We start from the raw sequence: 17358 nt of genomic DNA, 5'->3' as shown, positions 1-17358 counted from the left end.
AACATGTATCCTCCTATAATTTGTGGCTGATAAAACTATACTCATGAACCAATCTAGACTTAAATTACTTTTCTTTTTTGTATTTATTTTCTTTTCTTCTTGTGATGACAACGAAACATTACCACCACAGTTGGATAATGAGAAATTCTTGAGATCCTTTCATAGAGTCATATATAGAATTGTTGGATACCAATCCCCTACTTACGAGGGCGAGTTTAGACATGAATATGACGATAAAGGTAGACTGATAAGAAGTTCAAGAAATATCCAATACTTGGGTGAGATCGGAGAAGAGGTGGAGGTATTTGAGCATTCAGTCAGTGATGACGGATTTATATCATCATCAGTTTCTATTTCTTATGATGAAAGTTCAAGAAGAGACTATCCAATATATTATTTATTTAATTACGACAAGGATGGACTAATTGAAAAAGTGAAAATATCAACTGATTATGGTCAAATCTCTGACCTGACCATAAGACATAATTCTGAAGGCTTAGTTGAGCGCATTGAGGAAAAAAATGAATATTGGGTAGAAAATCATTTCTTTTTCTACGATGAAGATAAAAATACGATTAAAATTAGAACGGAGTCAGAAGGATCGTATTTCGAAGCTTTTTTCGAATATCAAGAAGAATTGCTTACTAAGTATTCTACATCTTTTAACGGTGAGTTAAATTCGTATTATTATACATTTGAATATGACAGTAAGAATGTCTTAATCAAACGAAATAATTTCTCCGACCATGGTGATTCCTTTACTAGGTTCGAATATGGAGATTATTACCGTGAGCTGTTGTTTAAAGATGATAAAATACAGAAGGAGAGTGTATACGGTAATAAACTAAAACTTCGAATGCTTTACGATTACCAATACAACTATTATCCATCCGAATATTTTGAAGGAGAAATTAATTTTTGTTATCTCATAAAGTGGACAGACGACTCTCTTTTAGAGCATACATTTTATGAGATATCAAATGGAGAGCTTTTAAAAGTTGGACATGGAACCACAAAATATTTCCAGTACGGAGAGGAAAATCATCAGCTCGGGGATACTGGAGTCTCAATCGTTAAATTCTATGACGCTACTTCAGAGCTGATCTATACCGCTGAAATTTCATGGATATGGTCTAGTGAGTATAGTGTTTTAGGTGATGGAAAGGTGGTTGAAAAGATTATATGGAAGGACAAAAGTGATGAATTAATTGAATATTCAAATATTCAAGAAGGGTGGGTTAAATTTTTATTTATTAGACTTAATGATGCGGAAACTTTAGATTAGTGACAAGTTTAAATTCTTTTTTCAAAGAAGTAGGAGATCATTAAAAGTACCAAGGCAATTGCTGCGAGATCATGTCCTCCATCGTTGGCATGCCAATGCGCCATAAAGGCAAGTATAAAATCAAAAAAGAAACCAGCATAAGCCCATTCCAACAGGCGAGTCGGTCTTCTGGTCAGAATAATGACTACTCCAATCAGTTTAGCAATTCCTAAGGGGAGCGTGATAAAACCAGGGAACCCCAATCCTTCAATGACACTAGTGACTTCTTCCGTGTTGACTAAGTAGATTCCTCCAGACATGAGCATCATAATAGAGATTAACCCGGTGGCAACCCAGTAAATGATTTTGTCTCTTTTCATATTGAGTAAATAATATAGTCAAATAAAAAGCTCAAACCAATTTTGTTACTCCACCAAATCCAACACTTTACTATAATTGGGAACATCATTATAGTGCCACTTGCCTTTTACTGTGCCATTGGATAGCAACCACAATCCAGGGTTTGATCGAGTAATGGTTTTTAATACAGTAGCGTCTGTGTAGTAATATGGAATATCTAATCCCACTTCTTTTTGGAATGTTTCAAAAGTAGAGCCGTCAGATGCAGTCAGGGCATAGACTTCAATATGGTCTCCCAATGCTTTTATGAGATTGTTGATTTCAACTATGCTGGATTTATCCGATTTCGAAACGTCGTACAAAATCACAAATAGCTTATTTCCAACAAATACCTCAGAAGTAAAATCTCCGTCATCATTCCAAACGCCAAAATCTGTAATTTTCGGAGCAGCTTCGGGGTTGAGATGGTTCATGGCCACAAATGTGAAAGAAGGATCAGTAGGGTAGGCCTCAAATTTGAACTCTTCTCCCTCTTTTTCCATCACATACTCATAGATGTATTCAGCAGAGGGTTGCATCTCTGTGGGAATGTTGTTGCCAACTTTGTACGCTCTAAAATCTACGAAAGGCAAATGAGCCACTGCATAAATGGCTAAGCCCAGAGAAAGTACTAACGAACCCCCAACAAGAAAATGTCCCCTTTTTTCGGCTGCCTCAGATTGTGGATCATGCTGGCTCAGGTACAAAAACAGGATCATCACCACCAAGACAAGGTCTTTGATGAATGACTCCCATGGTGTTAGTTTGATGGCGTCACCAAAGCAGCCGCAATCTGTTACACTATTCGTAATAGCCGACCAGCCTGTCAGAAATGTGAAGAATACGATAATGGCCAGCAGCGCTTTTAGCGTCCAATTCTGTTTGTAGTTCAAGATTAAGGCGATACCCAATACCACTTCCAATACCACCATGAAAATGGAAATAGGAAGAGCCAAAGGGACAAAGTAGTGAAAGAAGTTGGCGATCTCAAGAGAGAATATTTCAAAATACTCAGACATCTTGATCGCTGTTCCTACAGGATCATTTACTTTGATCAATCCAGAGAAAATGAAAAGTCCTCCTACAAAAAATCTTACAAGGGTCAATGCTAATTTCATATACTGATTATTTTAGAAGCTAAAGTTAATGAACTATCTGATGGTCTTTTTTGAGTCATTCGACAATAACAAGTTTTTAACAGTTAGCATAACTAATTCTTGTTTGTGAAGCCCATAAGAATCAAACAAAAAACAGAGTAGTTGATCATGTCTTGATAATTGGCTTCTACACCTTCTGAGATCAAAGTCTTTCCTTGATTGTCCTCAATCTGCTTAGTTCTCAATATTTTCATCAGAATGATATCAGTCATGGACGATACACGCATATCTCTCCAGGCTTCATCATAGTCATGATTTTTATTGGCTAGCAAATCTCTGGTCTCATCAGCTATACCCGAATATAAGGGCTCAAGTTTATCATACGGAATTTCCATTCCCTCATTTCCATTCATGCGAACCTGCATGATGGCCATGATACAATAGTTGATAATAGCTACAAATTCCCCAGCAATATCTTCTTGTATTTTTTGCTCCCCTTTTTCCTGAATGGAGCGGATTCTTTTGGCCTTAATGAAAATCTGATCTGTCAGTGAAGAAGCTCTCAAAATCCGCCAAGCCGTGCCGTAGTCCTTGGTTTTCTTTTCGAAAATGTCTTTACAAGCCTTTATAACTTCTGTATATTCGCCTACCGTTTTTTCTTCCACTATTTCGTCCGATTTTATTGAATTGAGCGGCTAAAATTAAGGCGTAAATAGCTGGCAACAAATTATTTCAGAAATTAATGACTGAGTCCAAATTCATAAATATCAAAGGAGAACTTATGGCCCTATCTGAGCCTAAGGTAATGGGCATTATCAACCTGACGGCAGACTCATTTTATGATGGGGGCAAGATCAAGTCAGATAGTGATTTGTTGACCAAGGTGGAAAAGATGGTTAATGAAGGTGTTAATATTTTGGACGTAGGGGCATATTCAAGCAGACCTGGCGCCACAGATATTCCGATGCGAGAGGAGTGGGATGCTGCTGTTGCGGGCATAGATGCCATACTCAAGCATTTTCCTGAGGTGATCATCTCCATTGATACATTTAGAGCCACAGTGGCCAAAGGCGCCATAGAACATGGAGCTTGTATGGTCAATGACATCTCAGCTGGCAATCTTGATGTGGGTATGTTTGATTTGATAGAGGAGCTTAATGTGCCGTATGTGATGATGCACATGAGAGGCAATCCGCAAACCATGGCGAATCTTACGGACTATGATCAGATGGTTTCGGAGATTATTGATTATTTTAATGCGAAGGTCAAAGAACTGAGAAGCAGAGGGGTCAAGGATATTCTTATTGATCCAGGTTTTGGCTTTGCAAAGACTAAAGAACAAAATTTTGAGTTATTAAATAAGTTAGAACTGCTGCGTATATTGGGCGTACCCATACTGTGTGGAGTATCTCGAAAGTCCATGATATTTAAAGAACTTGAGAGTTCACCTGATCGGGCACTCAATGGAACTACGGCACTTAATATGGCATGCTTGATGAATGGAGCCTCTGTATTGAGAGTACATGATGTAAGAGAAGCCAAGGAGACCATCAAGCTTTACGAAGCAATGACAAAGAACAAAAAATGATTTTAGGATTTCAAATTGGGTTTTTAGAAATAGGATGGGTTGATGTATTCGACATTCTTTTTGTGAGCTTTTTCTTATACCACGTGTATAAGCTCATGAAAGGAAGTGTGGCCATCAAGATTTTTCTGGGTTTCCTGTTTCTGTATTTGATCTACCTGGTGGTAAAGGCTGTGGATATGGAACTCTTGAGTATCATACTGGGTCAGTTTATGGGCGTTGGGGTTATAGCAGTCATTGTGTTGTTCCAGCAGGAAATCAGAAAATTCCTATTGCTTTTGGGAAAAACAACTGTCTTTGAAGAAGGTAATATCCTCAAAAATGTCCAACAGTTTTGGCACGAAAAGTACGACAAAAACCACTTGGATGTATCTCCAATCATTGATGCTATTAAGAATATGGCTGGCTCTAACACGGGAGCACTCATCGTATTTTCGAGGAGTTCAGAACTTAAATTTTTTGCAGATTCTGGAGACAGGTTAGAAGCCAAGATTTCCAAGAGGCTGATTTTAGCTATTTTCAATAAGCTATCTCCTTTACACGACGGAGCGATTATCATCAATAACAACAGAGTGGTGGCCGCCAGATGTATACTACCTGTGTCAGAACGAGACGATATTCCCGCCCAATTTGGCCTCAGGCATCGCGCGGCACTGGGTATGTCAGAAACCACAGACTCTCTGGTCGTAATTGTGTCCGAAGAAACTGGACAACTCACTGTCGCAAGGGGTGGAGAGTTCGAATACAACTTGTCTACACAAGAAATTCGCGCACGAATCAACGAATACCTGAGCAACTTAGACGAATCCAAAAATGAAAGTTTGATGGCCAAGGCGATCAAGCCAGATCAAAAAGAAAAAGCCAGCAAAGATGAAGCTACCAAATCTGAGTTGTCGTTAGATTAAAAATCTCCTTTTTCAAGTCTAGGTATTGAAATACAATTCCCTACTTTTGCCCAAATTTTAAGTCTTATGATACAACGAGTTCAGTCTATATTTTTATTTGGTGTTGCTGCCTGTATGATTACCATGTTGTTTTTTCCGATTTGGAATAAGTTGGATAGTGAGAAAAGTGAATTGGTAGAATTGACTGCATTAAAATTTTCACATACCAAAAAAGATATTGAGACAGGTGAAATAGCCGTAATTACTGAAGGTCAAACCTTTTATATAGCCATCTTGGCTGTGCTGGCAGCTGTAGTAGCCCTTTATTCTATTTCCCGATACAATGATCGTCTGTTGCAAATGAAGTTAGGAGCTTTGAATTCATTGTTTATGGGAGGTGCTATGGGCTTGATAGTTTATCACGTCTATCAAGCTGAGCGATTAGTCGCTCCCACACAACAGGGCAATTATTTATTTGCTTTTTATTTGGGAGTGTCCGCCTTGCTTTTCAATTTGCTGTCTAACCGTTTCATCCGCAGAGACGAAAAATTGGTCAGATCAGCTGATCGTATCAGATAAATAATCTGGAGTAACTTTTCTAAAGTGCTGAAACTTTGGAAAAAATTAAACCCACCAAACTGTCAAAAAATCCTAATCCGCTGACATCCTGTCACGGATTTCTTTTTTCAAGTGTTTGGAATGGCATTTGATAATCAGCCCACTACTGGACATTGTCCGATCAAACTTTAATTCATTAAATAAAAATATATCATGCAAGAGAAAGGTAATATTTCGATTCACACCGAGAATATTTTTCCCATCATCAAGAAATTTCTTTATTCAGATCACGAAATATTCTTGAGAGAATTAGTTTCCAACGCAGTAGATGCTTCTCAAAAACTGAAGCAGTTATCTGGTATGGGTGAGTACAATGGTGAACTTGGCGATTTGAAAGTCGAAGTGAACTTTGACGAGAAAGCAAAGACCATCACCATTTCGGATAAAGGTATCGGAATGACAGCTGATGACATCAAAAAATACATCAACCAGATTGCATTTTCTGGTGCTACTGAGTTCGTAGAGAAATACAAAGACAAGGGTGACGAACAGCAGATCATTGGTCATTTTGGACTAGGTTTCTATTCTGCTTTTATGGTTGCAGATAAGGTAGAGATCAATTCTTTGTCTCACGTAGAAGGCGCAGAACCAGCTAATTGGATTTGTGATGGTAGTACAGAATTCGAGATCACTGAGGGTACCAGAAAAGAAAGAGGAACAGATATCATTCTTCATATCAATGAAGAGTCTGAAGAATTCTTGAATCAAGCTAGATTGCAGGGAATTCTTTCCAAGTATTGTAAATTCTTGCCCGTAGAAATCCAGTTTGGACAGAAGGATCAGAGCGTACCTGATGGTGAAGACAAAGATGGAAAACCACAGTACAAGACAGTAAAGAAAGATAACATCATCAATAACACGACTCCGCTTTGGACCAAGTCTCCAGCCGAGTTGAAAGACGAAGATTACTTGGCTTTCTACAGAGAGTTGTATCCAATGTCTGAGGAGCCATTATTCTGGATTCATCTGAATGTAGATTATCCATTCAACCTGACTGGAATTCTTTATTTCCCAAAAGTGAAGAATGAGTTAGAACTTCAGAAAAATAAGATCCAACTATATTCTCGCCAGGTGTTTATCACTGATGAGGTGAAAGATGTGGTTCCGGAATTTTTGATGTTACTACATGGCGTGATTGATTCTCCAGATATTCCACTGAACGTATCAAGAAGCTTTTTGCAAGCGGATGGCGCAGTAAAAAAGATCAATACCTACATCACCAAGAAGGTAGCTGATAAATTGGCCGAACTATTCAAAAAGGACAGAAAAGCCTTTGAAGACAAGTGGGAAAACATTGGCCTATTCGTGAAGTATGGCATGCTGAGCGATGAGAAGTTTTATGATAAAGCAAAGGACTTTGCTCTGCTACAAAATACAGATGATGAGTTCTTTACTTTTGATGAGTACAAAGAGAAGGCGTCCGCCCTTCAAAAAGACAAAGATGACAATCTGGTTTATCTCTATGCGACTAATCCAGCCAAGCAACATGCTTTTATAGAGTCAGTTAAAAATAAATCTTATGATGTGTTGAAATTCGATGGGCCATTGGATAGCCATTTTATTGGTACACTGGAACATAAGCTAGAAAAAACACAATTGAAACGTGTAGATGCCGAGACGGCAGACAAACTGATCGACAAAGACGAAAAGGTAGAATCTGTACTTTCTGATAAAGAAAAAGAATCTGCCAAGGCGCTTTTTGAGAAGGCTATCAATGACAAGAACTCAACAGTAAATGTAGAATCATTGGCTGCTGACGAAATGCCTGTGATTGTGACTATGCCTGAATTCATGAGAAGAATGAAGGATATGCAGAAGCAAGGTGGTGGAGGTATGATGATGATGGGTGATATGCCAGATCAGTATACTGTGGCAATCAATGCTAACCATCCATTGGTTTCAAAAATATTGAAAGCGAAGAAGGCTGAAAATAAAGAGCAATTGGCTCGTCAGGCTTATGACTTGGCTTTGCTTTCTCAGGGTCTGTTGGAAGGTGCAGCCTTGACTAGCTTTATCAAGCGTTCTGTAGCGATTAGCGCAGAGTAAGTTTAGTGATATAAAGGAATAGCCATGGGTGAAAACTCATGGCTATTTTTGTTTGTGGCCTGGGCAAGTTTTTTAATTGCCCACATATATTTAGTTTTGAATTTGGCAATGATTGTAAATGATCCTCGTTGCGATATGACAATGACACAACCTACTGTAAAATATGTTCTGTTTCTGCTTCTGGTATTGCAAGTCTCCTTTGCAAAAGGTCAGGATTATACTGATGATGATTTTGAGACCCAATATGAGAAGCCCCTTACTGTGGATTTGGATGCAAAGGATCCAGAGGATGTCATTGAAATAAAAAAGAAAAAACCTAAGCGGAATGTGTTTTATGGCAAAAAGACCAGAAAGGCATTTACCCGACAGGGATTTGGAGGAAATACGGTAACAGAACTGTTTTCAGTACTAAAGGTTTATGAAGATCCTGTTCCGTACGTTCGAGATGTCTACTGGTATGATTTCAGAAAGAGAAAAATCATCAAGTCTAGAAAGATAGATAAAGACAATGCTGGCATTCTGCATGGCCCGTACAAAAAAATGCTTGGCGATCAGGTGATTGAAGAGGGTATATTCTATATGGGTACCAAGCACGGACGCTGGTCTACATGGAATAAGCATAATATTCTTCAGTCAAAAGAAAAGTATTATAAAGGCTGGCCAAAACAGTCTTTGGTGGCCTATCACAATAAGGAGACGAAACAAATAGAAGAAATCATTCCTGTTCACTTTGGAGAGAAAGAAGGCAACTATTATGCTTTTCATAAAAGTGGTAATCTGGCGGCAATGGGGGAGTATCACTTTGACAATAAAGTAGGCCTTTGGCGAGAATATTATGATATTCGAAATCGCAGAAAGCGGGAGATTGTCTATTCTAAAGATCCATTTGACGACGAATTCAGACCCTATATCATACGTGAATGGGATAAGCGTGGAAAATTGATATACGAAAGGGAAGATTAAATAAAATTCCGACCCTGCATCCATTTGAGTCTCTGTACGTAATCTACTGACGTACTAAATTTACCCAATGACTCCAGTTACTTTACGCTTAGCAACAAATGCTGATTTACCCACTCTTTATGAATTTGAGCAAGGCATTATCCAAGCCGAACGCCCATTTGACCCAACTTTAAAATCCGGTCACATCAATTATTATGACCTGAAAGCACTTATAGCCTCTGATCATGCCAAAGTCATAGTAGCTGAAGTGGAAGGGGTAGTAGTGGCATCTGGCTATGCCAATATAATAAGTGCCAAAGAATACCTGAGACATGAAAAATATGCCTATCTGGGCTTCATGTTTGTTGATCCCAAACAAAGAGGAAAGGGAATCATAAAACAAATACTAGACGAACTAAAACTTTGGAGTCGATCCAAAGGAGTCAATGAAATCAGACTAGAAGTCTATGAAGACAATGTACCTGCTGTGCGAGCCTATGAAAAAGCAGGCTTCAAAAAGCACATGGTGAAGATGCGCTTGTCAGTCAATTCAGAAGAGTAATTTTAAAACCACTTAATCATAAAACTCACCACCCATTTTTTGAAGCCATTGAAAGGCGGATAGAAAAGCAAGGCATTGGTGAGACCAATGCGCTGACTCAAAACGGATTTTTGATTTGAGAATTCCATGAATCCATATTTCCCATGTGATTTGCCAATACCACTGTGATTGACTCCGCCAAAGGGTAAGTTAGGATGGGCATACTGCACGACCACATCATTAATTACCATGGTACCAGCTGATGTTGCTTGGGTAATGTGCTTCTTCATTTTCCTACTTGTTGTAAAGAGGTATAGAGACAGAGGTTTGTCATTTTTGTTGATGTGATGGATCACATCATTGATGTCTTCGTACACTTTCATAGGCATGATGGGTCCAAAGATCTCTTCTTGCCAGATGCGATTAGATTCGTCTATGTTTGACAAGAGAGTGGGCTCGATAAATCTATCCTCTGTACTGTGATCACCCCCAAATTCTATTTTAGCACCAGATTGCTTGGCTTCTTCTAGCATATCTACCAACCTACTGGCATGATTCGCATTGACTAGCCTGGAGTAGTCTTTTGTATGGGCCATTCCTTCATTATTGCTATCGAATAGCTGCGAAACGTATTTTTTGGCGGATGCGACAAATTTGTCTTTTACAATATCGCTAATGAAAATATAATCAGGAGCAATGCAGGTTTGGCCATTATTATTGAATCTTCCCCAGACTATTTTGCGAGCGGCATCATCAGCACTGGCGGTTTCATCTATGATTACAGGAGACTTGCCGCCTAGTTCCAATGTAACGGAACTGAGGTTTTTGGCTGCGGCTCCCATCACTATTTTACCCACATTCGTGCTGCCAGTGAAAAAAATGTGATCAAAAGGCAACTCTAGTAAGGCTGTAGTTTCAGGAACAGCACCTTCTATTACAGTTACTAATTCCGGCTCAAACACATCTTCCACCATTTCCTTAATGAGCTTAGAGGTTGCTGGTGTATGCTCTGATGGCTTTAAAATAGCAGTATTTCCAGCTGCCAAGCATGAAGCCAACGGACTGCCAATCAAGTTGAATGGGAAGTTCCAAGGTGCGATAATCAGACAGACCCCTTTGGGCTCTGGTTTTATTCTGGCTGATGTCCCTAGATATGTCATGCCAGGAGAAACGTGCTGTGGTCTGGCCCATTGATGCAGATGGCTGAGTGCGTCATTAATTTCCGTTGTGACTGTAAATATTTCTGTGATATCTGTCTCAGTTTCTGATTTTCTTAAGTCTGCGTGCAGAGCCTTTCGAATTTTATCCTTGTTGTTTAGAATCCAGGTTTTAAGTGATTTCAGCCTTTGTCGTCGGCATGTAATAGATTCGGTTCGAAGCGTTAAACTCTTTACTTTTTGTTTGTCGAATTGAGATTGAAACTGGTTTGCCATAGGGAATGTTTGTTTAATAAAAGCCTAGAAAGATAATGAAGGCAGGCCAAAAAGGACTTTCATTTGGGGCAAGACCACAGATTTTTATAGGTAAAAACATGATTTTTCATCGAAAAGTGCCCGCTTGGCAACGAGGGCTCAATTTTGGTTAGTATATTTGTTAACAATTAGGTAACATTGAAGTAACATTAAGAAAATCAATTAACCAGTATGAAAAAAATACTCATTGGATTGGCACTTTTGACTCTGCATGCGACCACATCGCAAGCTACGGGGGAGAAGTATTTGTCCAGTGACACAAAACTGGGACTGTTTATCAGATCTGAGTTCGACGATCTGTCGGCAGATCAAGTTTTGGCTTATGAAGAAAGTTATGCTGTACTTGTAGATAAGTTGAGAGAAAGACAAGCAAGTTCAAAATCTGATGCTTTATTCCTAAAATATGTGTTTTACACAGTTCATCGAAAGATGCTTGGAGAATATGAGCAGTATGTTACTTTCAGTGAAATCTTCAAGAAAGAAAAAAAATACGACTGTGTAACAGGTACAGCTTTGTATGCCTTGATTCTGGATGAGTTAGGCTTTGATTATGAAGTGCACGAAACAGATTATCATGTGTATTTGATGGCCAAATCAGGTGGGAAGAAATATTTATTTGAATCTACAGATGCTTTGGCTGGATTTGCCTGGGATGCTCAAGAGATTGCCGAAAGGACGGCTTTTGTTGATCAAGAATCTATTAGAATCAACACAGAGTTGGGAATGACTGGTTTGGCAAGTAATGAAGCAGCCATGCAAGGCCCTGAGTACATCAATAATATTGTTGACATGCGTCAATTGGCAGGATTACATTATTACAATCAGGCGCTTAAACAATTCAATAACAATGATTATCGACAGGCCTATAAGATGATCATTATTGCTCAAGGCATCTATCCAAGTCAGCGGATAAAGAACGCTAGTTCTTATATGTTCTCAGCTGCATTTGAGGACTAATCTAGGAGGCCAGCTATGTCAGCCTTTGTCAATGTTTTCACAAAACTTTCTTCTGTAGTAATTAAGTCGTCTGCCAATTTTTGCTTGCTTTGCTGAAGCTGTAGAATTTTTTCTTCTACTGTGTTTTTGGTGATGAATCGGTAGGTGAAGACCTTGTTCTTCTGACCAATTCTATGCGCTCTGTCTATAGCCTGTGCTTCTATTGCTGGATTCCACCATGGATCCAATAAGAAGACATATTCAGCTTCAGTCAGATTGAGCCCTAAACCACCAGCTTTGAGTGAAATCAAAAACACTTTTATACGCTCATCATTTTGAAAATTTTCTACTTCTTTCTGTCGGTCTTTAGTACTGCCGTCCAGATAGGAGTATTTTATATTATGTTCCTCCAAGTATTTTGAAACGATTTTCAAATGCTTTACAAACTGAGAGAACACAAGAATTTTATGATTCTTATTGATGGCGTTCTCTAGCATATAGCTGATGTCTTCCAGCTTGCCTGAATCCTCTTTATAATCTTCGTCCGCGAGAGAGGGGTGATTAGCTATCTGACGAAGTTTAGTCAATCCCTGCAATATCATGAATTGCGATTTGCCAATACCACCTGCTTCTATCTCCTCCATGATCTTGTCTCGATAGGCGGATTTTACTTTTTCATAAGCTTCCTCTTGCGCTTCGGACATGGTGCAATAGCGTACATTTTCAATTTTCTCAGGAAGGTCTGTAGCTACTTGTGACTTATGTCTCCTGAGGAGGAAGGGCTTGATAATCGTATAGAGTTTTTTGGTTTTTTCTTCGTCGTTTTTCTTTTCAATCGGCAGCTGAAACTGATTTCTAAAGAAAGACTTTCCTCCCAATAGGCCAGGATTCAAGAAGGTCATTTGAGACCAAAGATCCATGGTTGTGTTTTCAATAGGTGTGCCTGTCAGTATGAGCTTATAAGATGAGTTTAGATCTCTTACACATTTAGAAATAATTGAATCTGGGTTTTTAATAACTTGAGATTCATCTAGAATGATATAGTTGAAATGAAAATCAGCTAATAAGTCTATGTCTTGCCTGATCAGCCCATAAGAAGTAATGACCAGATCGTATGTCGCAAATCGCTTAGGGTCTTTGACTCTTTTGACGCCAGTATAGTTTAGTATTTTTAGCTCTGGCGTAAATTTCTCAGCTTCTTTCTCCCAGTTGTAGATCAATGAAGTAGGCATGACTAAAAGACTGGTTCCATTGTCGTTGCCCTGATGTACGGACTGAAGTAGCGCTAGAGTCTGTACAGTCTTACCAAGACCCATATCATCTGCCAGACAGCCACCTAACCTGTATTCATTCAAAAATCGCATCCAGTTGAATCCAGCACGTTGATAAGCCCTGAGCTCACCTTTGAACCCAACAGGGAGTTCGTAATCCTCAATGGCGTCAAAATCTCTGAGCCTTTCAAGTTTATTGGTCAATTGCAGATGAGCTAAATTGGACTCGTCCAAATCTTTGACTAGCGAAATATGATGTTTTTGCAATTGAAGAGATTCTTCTTCCCCTACGTCTGCAAAAGCCATTAATTCTGAGTATTGAGTAAACCATTCTTCTGGAATCACAGCAATCTCTCCATTGGGCAACTCTATTTCATGTTTTTTCTTCAGGATATAGTTCCTGATGATATGAAATGGAATTTCAAACTCACCAAATTTGATAACTGCATGAACGTCAAACCAGTCGATATTTTCCTTGATTTGAACGGTCATTTCTGACTTGCCCAGAAAGTATTTTTTCTCGCCTTTTCCGTTTTGTTTTAAGGTAATGCCAGAATCTTCAAGTAGTTTTTTGGTGTTTTGAATCCAAGAAAAAGCCTTGGCCGTTTCCATGGTAGACCTGGCGTGTTTTAGCAACAGGCCAGTTTCTCCTAAGAAGGATACAAATTTCTTTTCCTTGTCAAGATTTCGCTTGATGCGATGAAAGGTATATTGGTCATCTTCCTTTTCTACGTGCACACTTACTTCTTTTAGATGCTCGGCACTATAGTGGTGATTGCCATAGTTGAACTTCAATTCAAACAAGATTTTAGATTCCGAGTCAACTGCTCTATTGCCATTGGAATCGAACAATTCCATAGCGTTGCCATTAGAAGCTAATTCTGAGAAATAAAGCATAGGCTTTATTTCGGCCGTTTCGGTTTTGATGTCAAATCCTTTCGCATATACATCAAAAGAAGCCACTAATGGGGCGACAAATTTGTTGTAATAGTTATCCTCAATTTTTCTTGGAATTGCAATGAATTTCTTGTTGAGAAACGGCTTAATTTTATTGGCATCTACATTTTTTTGGAAGCTATAGAGCTTGTTTTCGATGACAATATAAGCTGGGTCGTTACAAAGAATGTAAGCTCCTTTGTATTGAAATTCTATCTTCTCATCATTATATTTGATGGTGGGAAAATAGTGCGTGTTTTCTTCATTTCTTCTAAAATGAAAAAGAACACTGGCTTTTTCATTCAATACTTCTATCTCTTTCCATGCGGGCTCACCATCATTACCCATTTCGAAGAGTCGCTTGCCATGCATCAAGGGCATGATCTTAGCTCGTCTTCGCTCTACGTAGTTTTTGATTTCTTGCTGTGCGTGCTGATCCCCAATTTGTTCGTCAAAACATTTCAAAAAGAAGTCGTCTGGCTTGGATTTTTTTCTGTCATATTTTTTAGCCACCACGTCGGGTTGCATAGAGTCCATCAGCTTAATGAGCTCATAGTCATTCTCGTCCAAGCCTTTGTCAAATTCCTTGGCATTTTTGGCCGAGATATTCTGATGCGAAAAGGTCAATCGGCCTTCGCTGTCTAATTGAATCACAAAAGACTCGAACAGATAGCCGAGATATTGGTGTTCAAAAAGTGTATATATAATTTGAAAAGACTGACTTGGTGATACTTTCATATGGACGAATGCAAGAGGTCAATCTTGCTATAATTCTTACTGGACTAAACTTTGCAAGTTAAGCGAAATGAGATAACTGAAAAGAGAATAGGATGAAAAAAACCGATACCAATTTTGTAAAATAATGTATGTAATTTAGAATTTGATCGGGTGAACTCATCAGAGCAGTATTTACCACATAAAGTCAGCATATTTATGAAATTCAGCGAATTGAGCAAAAGCTCTCAGGGAGAAATGATACAACTGCCATTGGATATTACTGTGCGCGGCTTGGCTTTTGATTCGCGACAAATTGCGATTCAATCAGGTGTGGTATTTTTCGCTATTTCAGGTCAAAACCATGATGGGCATCAATTCATCAATGATGCTTACGAAAAGGGCGTTCGGCTATTCGTCATTGAGCGGGAAGTCAAAATGAAGGCAGATGCTTCCTATTTTTTGGTAAAAGACGCGATAGCCGCCATGCAAGGAATGGCGAAATCACAACGCAGTGAATTCAACTATCCGGTCATTGGCATCACGGGTAGCAATGGAAAAACTATTGTAAAAGAGTGGTTGGCCCAAATGCTGGATGATCAGTTCGATATCGTGAAAAGCCCAAAGAGCTACAATTCTCAATTAGGTGTCCCTTTGTCTGTCTGGGCGATGGGCCATCACCACAATCTGGGAATTTTTGAAGCAGGAATTTCAGAAGTGGGAGAGATGGAGCGTTTGGAGCGAGTGATTGGCCCAACCCTCGGCATCTTTACCAATATTGGTGAAGCACACAATGCAGGATTTAAAGATTTATCCGAAAAGGCTATGGAAAAGGCAAAGCTGTTTGTTCATGCCCAAAAGGTAATTTACTGTGCGAGTCATGATACCCTGAAGCAAGCTTTGACAAAGACCGTTTCTCAAACTACCCAACTCATCCCATGGAAAATCAAAGAGCAAAAAGGGAAGAAGTATGTGTTGGATGTTCAAGAAAAAGAATTGAGTTTTTTCCTGAAGTATGACGACCCTGCTTCTGTGGAAAACATTATGCATTGCACGGCCATGCTGGTTGTACTTGGATATGATCAGGAATTTATTCAACTGAGGTTGAATAGACTTTCGTCAGTAAAAATGAGGCTTGAAATGAAGCAAGCCATTAATAGATCCTACGTAATTGATGATACCTACAATAATGATTTGTATGGTTTGGAGGTGGCACTTGATTTTTTAGGTAGACAAAATCAACGATCAAAAAAAACAGTTATTCTTTCTGATTTGTACCAAACGGGATTATCGAGTGATGCACTTTATCAGCGTGTCAATGAATTGCTTCAAAAGAACAATATTCAAAAATTTATAGGTGTTGGTAATGAAATCAATCAATCTCGTGCTTGTTTTCATATTCCTGCTAAGTTTTATAGTTCGACCCAGGATCTACTGGAATCAGGTTACGCACCTAACGATGAAATCGTCCTTGTAAAAGGCGCCAGAGATTTTGAATTTGAGCTCATCGTAAATAGCCTGGAACAAAAAGCGCATGGTACTATTTTGGAGGTGAATCTGGAAAATCTCATCCACAATCTAAATTACTACAGAAGTAAATTAGCACCCGAAACCAAAATCATGGTCATGGTCAAAGCACTGGCTTATGGTGGAGGTAATTTTGAGATAGCCAACTTGCTTCAGTTTCATAAGGTGGACTATTTGGGTGTGGCCTATGCAGATGAGGCTGTTGAATTGAGGAAAAACGGTATACACATACCTATTATGATCATGAATGTGTCTCCTGCTTCTTTTAGGCTGTTGAAGGAATACAACTTGGAACCTGAGATTTATAGTTTAGATCAGCTGATAGATTTTCTCGACTATTATGAAAGTATGCAGGATCTACCTGCCATTCATATCAAGCTCGAAACAGGAATGAATCGCCTGGGATTTACGGAAAGTAATCTGCAACGTCTGATTGAGCAGCTCAAGCTCAATAAACAGTTGAAGGTAAAAAGCATATTCAGTCATTTGGCAGGGAGTGAAGACCCAAGACATGCCGATTATACGAAGCAACAGGGAGAGCGATTCGAAAGAATGAGTACTACTATCATGGAAAGTCTATGGTATAAACCCATGCGTCATATAGTAAATACAGGAGGGATAGTCAATTATCCTGAATTGCATTTTGATATGGTCAGATTGGGCATTGGCCTTCATGGTTTTGACCCTACCCAAACAGAGCAAGGAAAATTGAAGATAGTGAGCGCTTTGAAATGTAGTGTTTCTCAAGTTAAAAAGATAGCAGCTGGTGAATCTATAGGCTATGGGCGCAGTGGGTTTGCAAAAAAGGACACGACGATTGCCATAATACCCATTGGCTATGCAGATGGTTATTTACGAGCTTTTGGTAATGGTACAGGCCAAATGTTGGTCAATGACCAGCTCGTACCTACCATAGGTAATATCTGCATGGATATGACTATGGTAGATGTGACTGATGTACCCGTCAAATCAGGTGATGAAGTGGTTGTTTTTGGCGAAAAACCCAATATCAGTGAATTGGCCGAGTGGATTAAGACCATTCCTTACGAAATATTGACGAATGTCAGCCAAAGAGTGAAAAGAGTCTTCTTAAGTGAATGATGCACTTTTTAGTGCGTGAAAATAC

Annotated in this window: 14 protein-coding genes; 9 read left to right on the top strand and 5 right to left on the bottom strand. The window is 39.0% G+C overall.

Features of this window, described 5'->3' with window-relative positions; translation table 11 throughout:
• Positions 1-43 precede the first annotated feature (43 nt).
• The gene (locus B9A58_RS08680) at positions 44-1285 is read left to right on the top strand and encodes a hypothetical protein (protein ID WP_084372367.1); all 1242 of its coding nucleotides are present in this window, start codon (positions 44-46) and stop codon (positions 1283-1285) included.
• A gap of 8 nt (positions 1286-1293) precedes the next feature.
• On the opposite strand, the gene B9A58_RS08675 is transcribed toward B9A58_RS08680, so the two are convergent.
• From B9A58_RS08675 to B9A58_RS08665, 3 genes are all read right to left on the bottom strand, one after another.
• Positions 1294-1644 (bottom strand): DoxX family protein, encoded by a 351-nt coding sequence (locus tag B9A58_RS08675; protein ID WP_084372365.1) that lies wholly within the window; start codon positions 1642-1644, stop codon positions 1294-1296.
• A gap of 45 nt (positions 1645-1689) precedes the next feature.
• Complete coding sequence (locus tag B9A58_RS08670; RefSeq protein ID WP_084372363.1) at positions 1690-2781, bottom strand: BT_3928 family protein; 1092 nt, start codon at positions 2779-2781, stop codon at positions 1690-1692.
• Between the two features lie 92 nt (positions 2782-2873).
• Positions 2874-3425 carry a DUF1599 domain-containing protein gene (locus B9A58_RS08665; protein WP_084372361.1) on the bottom strand — a complete coding sequence of 184 codons (552 nt, stop codon included), beginning with the start codon at positions 3423-3425 and terminating at the stop codon, positions 2874-2876.
• A 77-nt stretch (positions 3426-3502) separates the two neighbouring features.
• Here B9A58_RS08665 and folP point away from each other — a divergent pair, with 77 nt between their 5' ends.
• The 6 genes from folP (at position 3503) to B9A58_RS08635 (ending at position 9397) form a co-directional block, all read left to right on the top strand.
• Positions 3503-4348 (top strand): dihydropteroate synthase, encoded by an 846-nt coding sequence (gene folP, locus B9A58_RS08660; protein WP_084372359.1) that lies wholly within the window; start codon positions 3503-3505, stop codon positions 4346-4348.
• The gene (gene cdaA / locus B9A58_RS08655; RefSeq protein WP_084372357.1) at positions 4345-5250 is read left to right on the top strand and encodes a diadenylate cyclase CdaA; all 906 of its coding nucleotides are present in this window, start codon (positions 4345-4347) and stop codon (positions 5248-5250) included. Before folP ends, cdaA begins: the two co-directional genes overlap by 4 nt.
• Before the next feature lie 66 nt (positions 5251-5316).
• Complete coding sequence (locus B9A58_RS08650; protein ID WP_084372355.1) at positions 5317-5808, top strand: DUF4293 domain-containing protein; 492 nt, start codon at positions 5317-5319, stop codon at positions 5806-5808.
• 192 nt (positions 5809-6000) lie between these two features.
• Complete coding sequence (gene htpG, locus B9A58_RS08645; protein ID WP_084372353.1) at positions 6001-7893, top strand: molecular chaperone HtpG; 1893 nt, start codon at positions 6001-6003, stop codon at positions 7891-7893.
• Between the two features lie 135 nt (positions 7894-8028).
• A complete protein-coding gene (locus tag B9A58_RS08640) occupies positions 8029-8856 on the top strand; it encodes a toxin-antitoxin system YwqK family antitoxin (protein WP_245827041.1) in 828 nt (275 codons plus the stop codon).
• A 67-nt stretch (positions 8857-8923) separates the two neighbouring features.
• Positions 8924-9397, top strand: a complete 474-nt coding sequence (locus tag B9A58_RS08635; protein WP_084372351.1) for a GNAT family N-acetyltransferase — start codon at positions 8924-8926, stop codon at positions 9395-9397.
• A 2-nt stretch (positions 9398-9399) separates the two neighbouring features.
• Here the strand turns inward: B9A58_RS08635 and B9A58_RS08630 are convergent, their stop codons facing one another.
• Positions 9400-10809 (bottom strand): aldehyde dehydrogenase family protein, encoded by a 1410-nt coding sequence (locus B9A58_RS08630; RefSeq protein WP_084372348.1) that lies wholly within the window; start codon positions 10807-10809, stop codon positions 9400-9402.
• Between the two features lie 210 nt (positions 10810-11019).
• Here B9A58_RS08630 and B9A58_RS08625 point away from each other — a divergent pair, with 210 nt between their 5' ends.
• Positions 11020-11805 (top strand): hypothetical protein, encoded by a 786-nt coding sequence (locus B9A58_RS08625; protein ID WP_084372346.1) that lies wholly within the window; start codon positions 11020-11022, stop codon positions 11803-11805.
• Here B9A58_RS08625 and B9A58_RS08620 read toward each other — a convergent pair.
• Positions 11802-14729: a DEAD/DEAH box helicase gene (locus B9A58_RS08620; RefSeq protein ID WP_084372344.1), complete on the bottom strand. Its 2928-nt coding sequence runs from the start codon at positions 14727-14729 to the stop codon at positions 11802-11804. The two genes, B9A58_RS08625 and B9A58_RS08620, sit on opposite strands and share 4 nt — an antisense overlap.
• A 195-nt stretch (positions 14730-14924) precedes the next feature.
• On the opposite strand from B9A58_RS08620, the gene B9A58_RS08615 reads away from it, so the two are divergent.
• Positions 14925-17333: a bifunctional UDP-N-acetylmuramoyl-tripeptide:D-alanyl-D-alanine ligase/alanine racemase gene (locus B9A58_RS08615; RefSeq protein ID WP_084372343.1), complete on the top strand. Its 2409-nt coding sequence runs from the start codon at positions 14925-14927 to the stop codon at positions 17331-17333.
• Positions 17334-17358: the final 25 nt, after the last annotated feature.

This window comes from Reichenbachiella faecimaris, assembly GCF_900176375.1.
GTDB classification, from domain to species: domain Bacteria; phylum Bacteroidota; class Bacteroidia; order Cytophagales; family Cyclobacteriaceae; genus Reichenbachiella; species Reichenbachiella faecimaris.
Note: the sequence above shows the minus strand (reverse complement) of the source record. Positions and strands in the feature narration are given on the sequence as shown.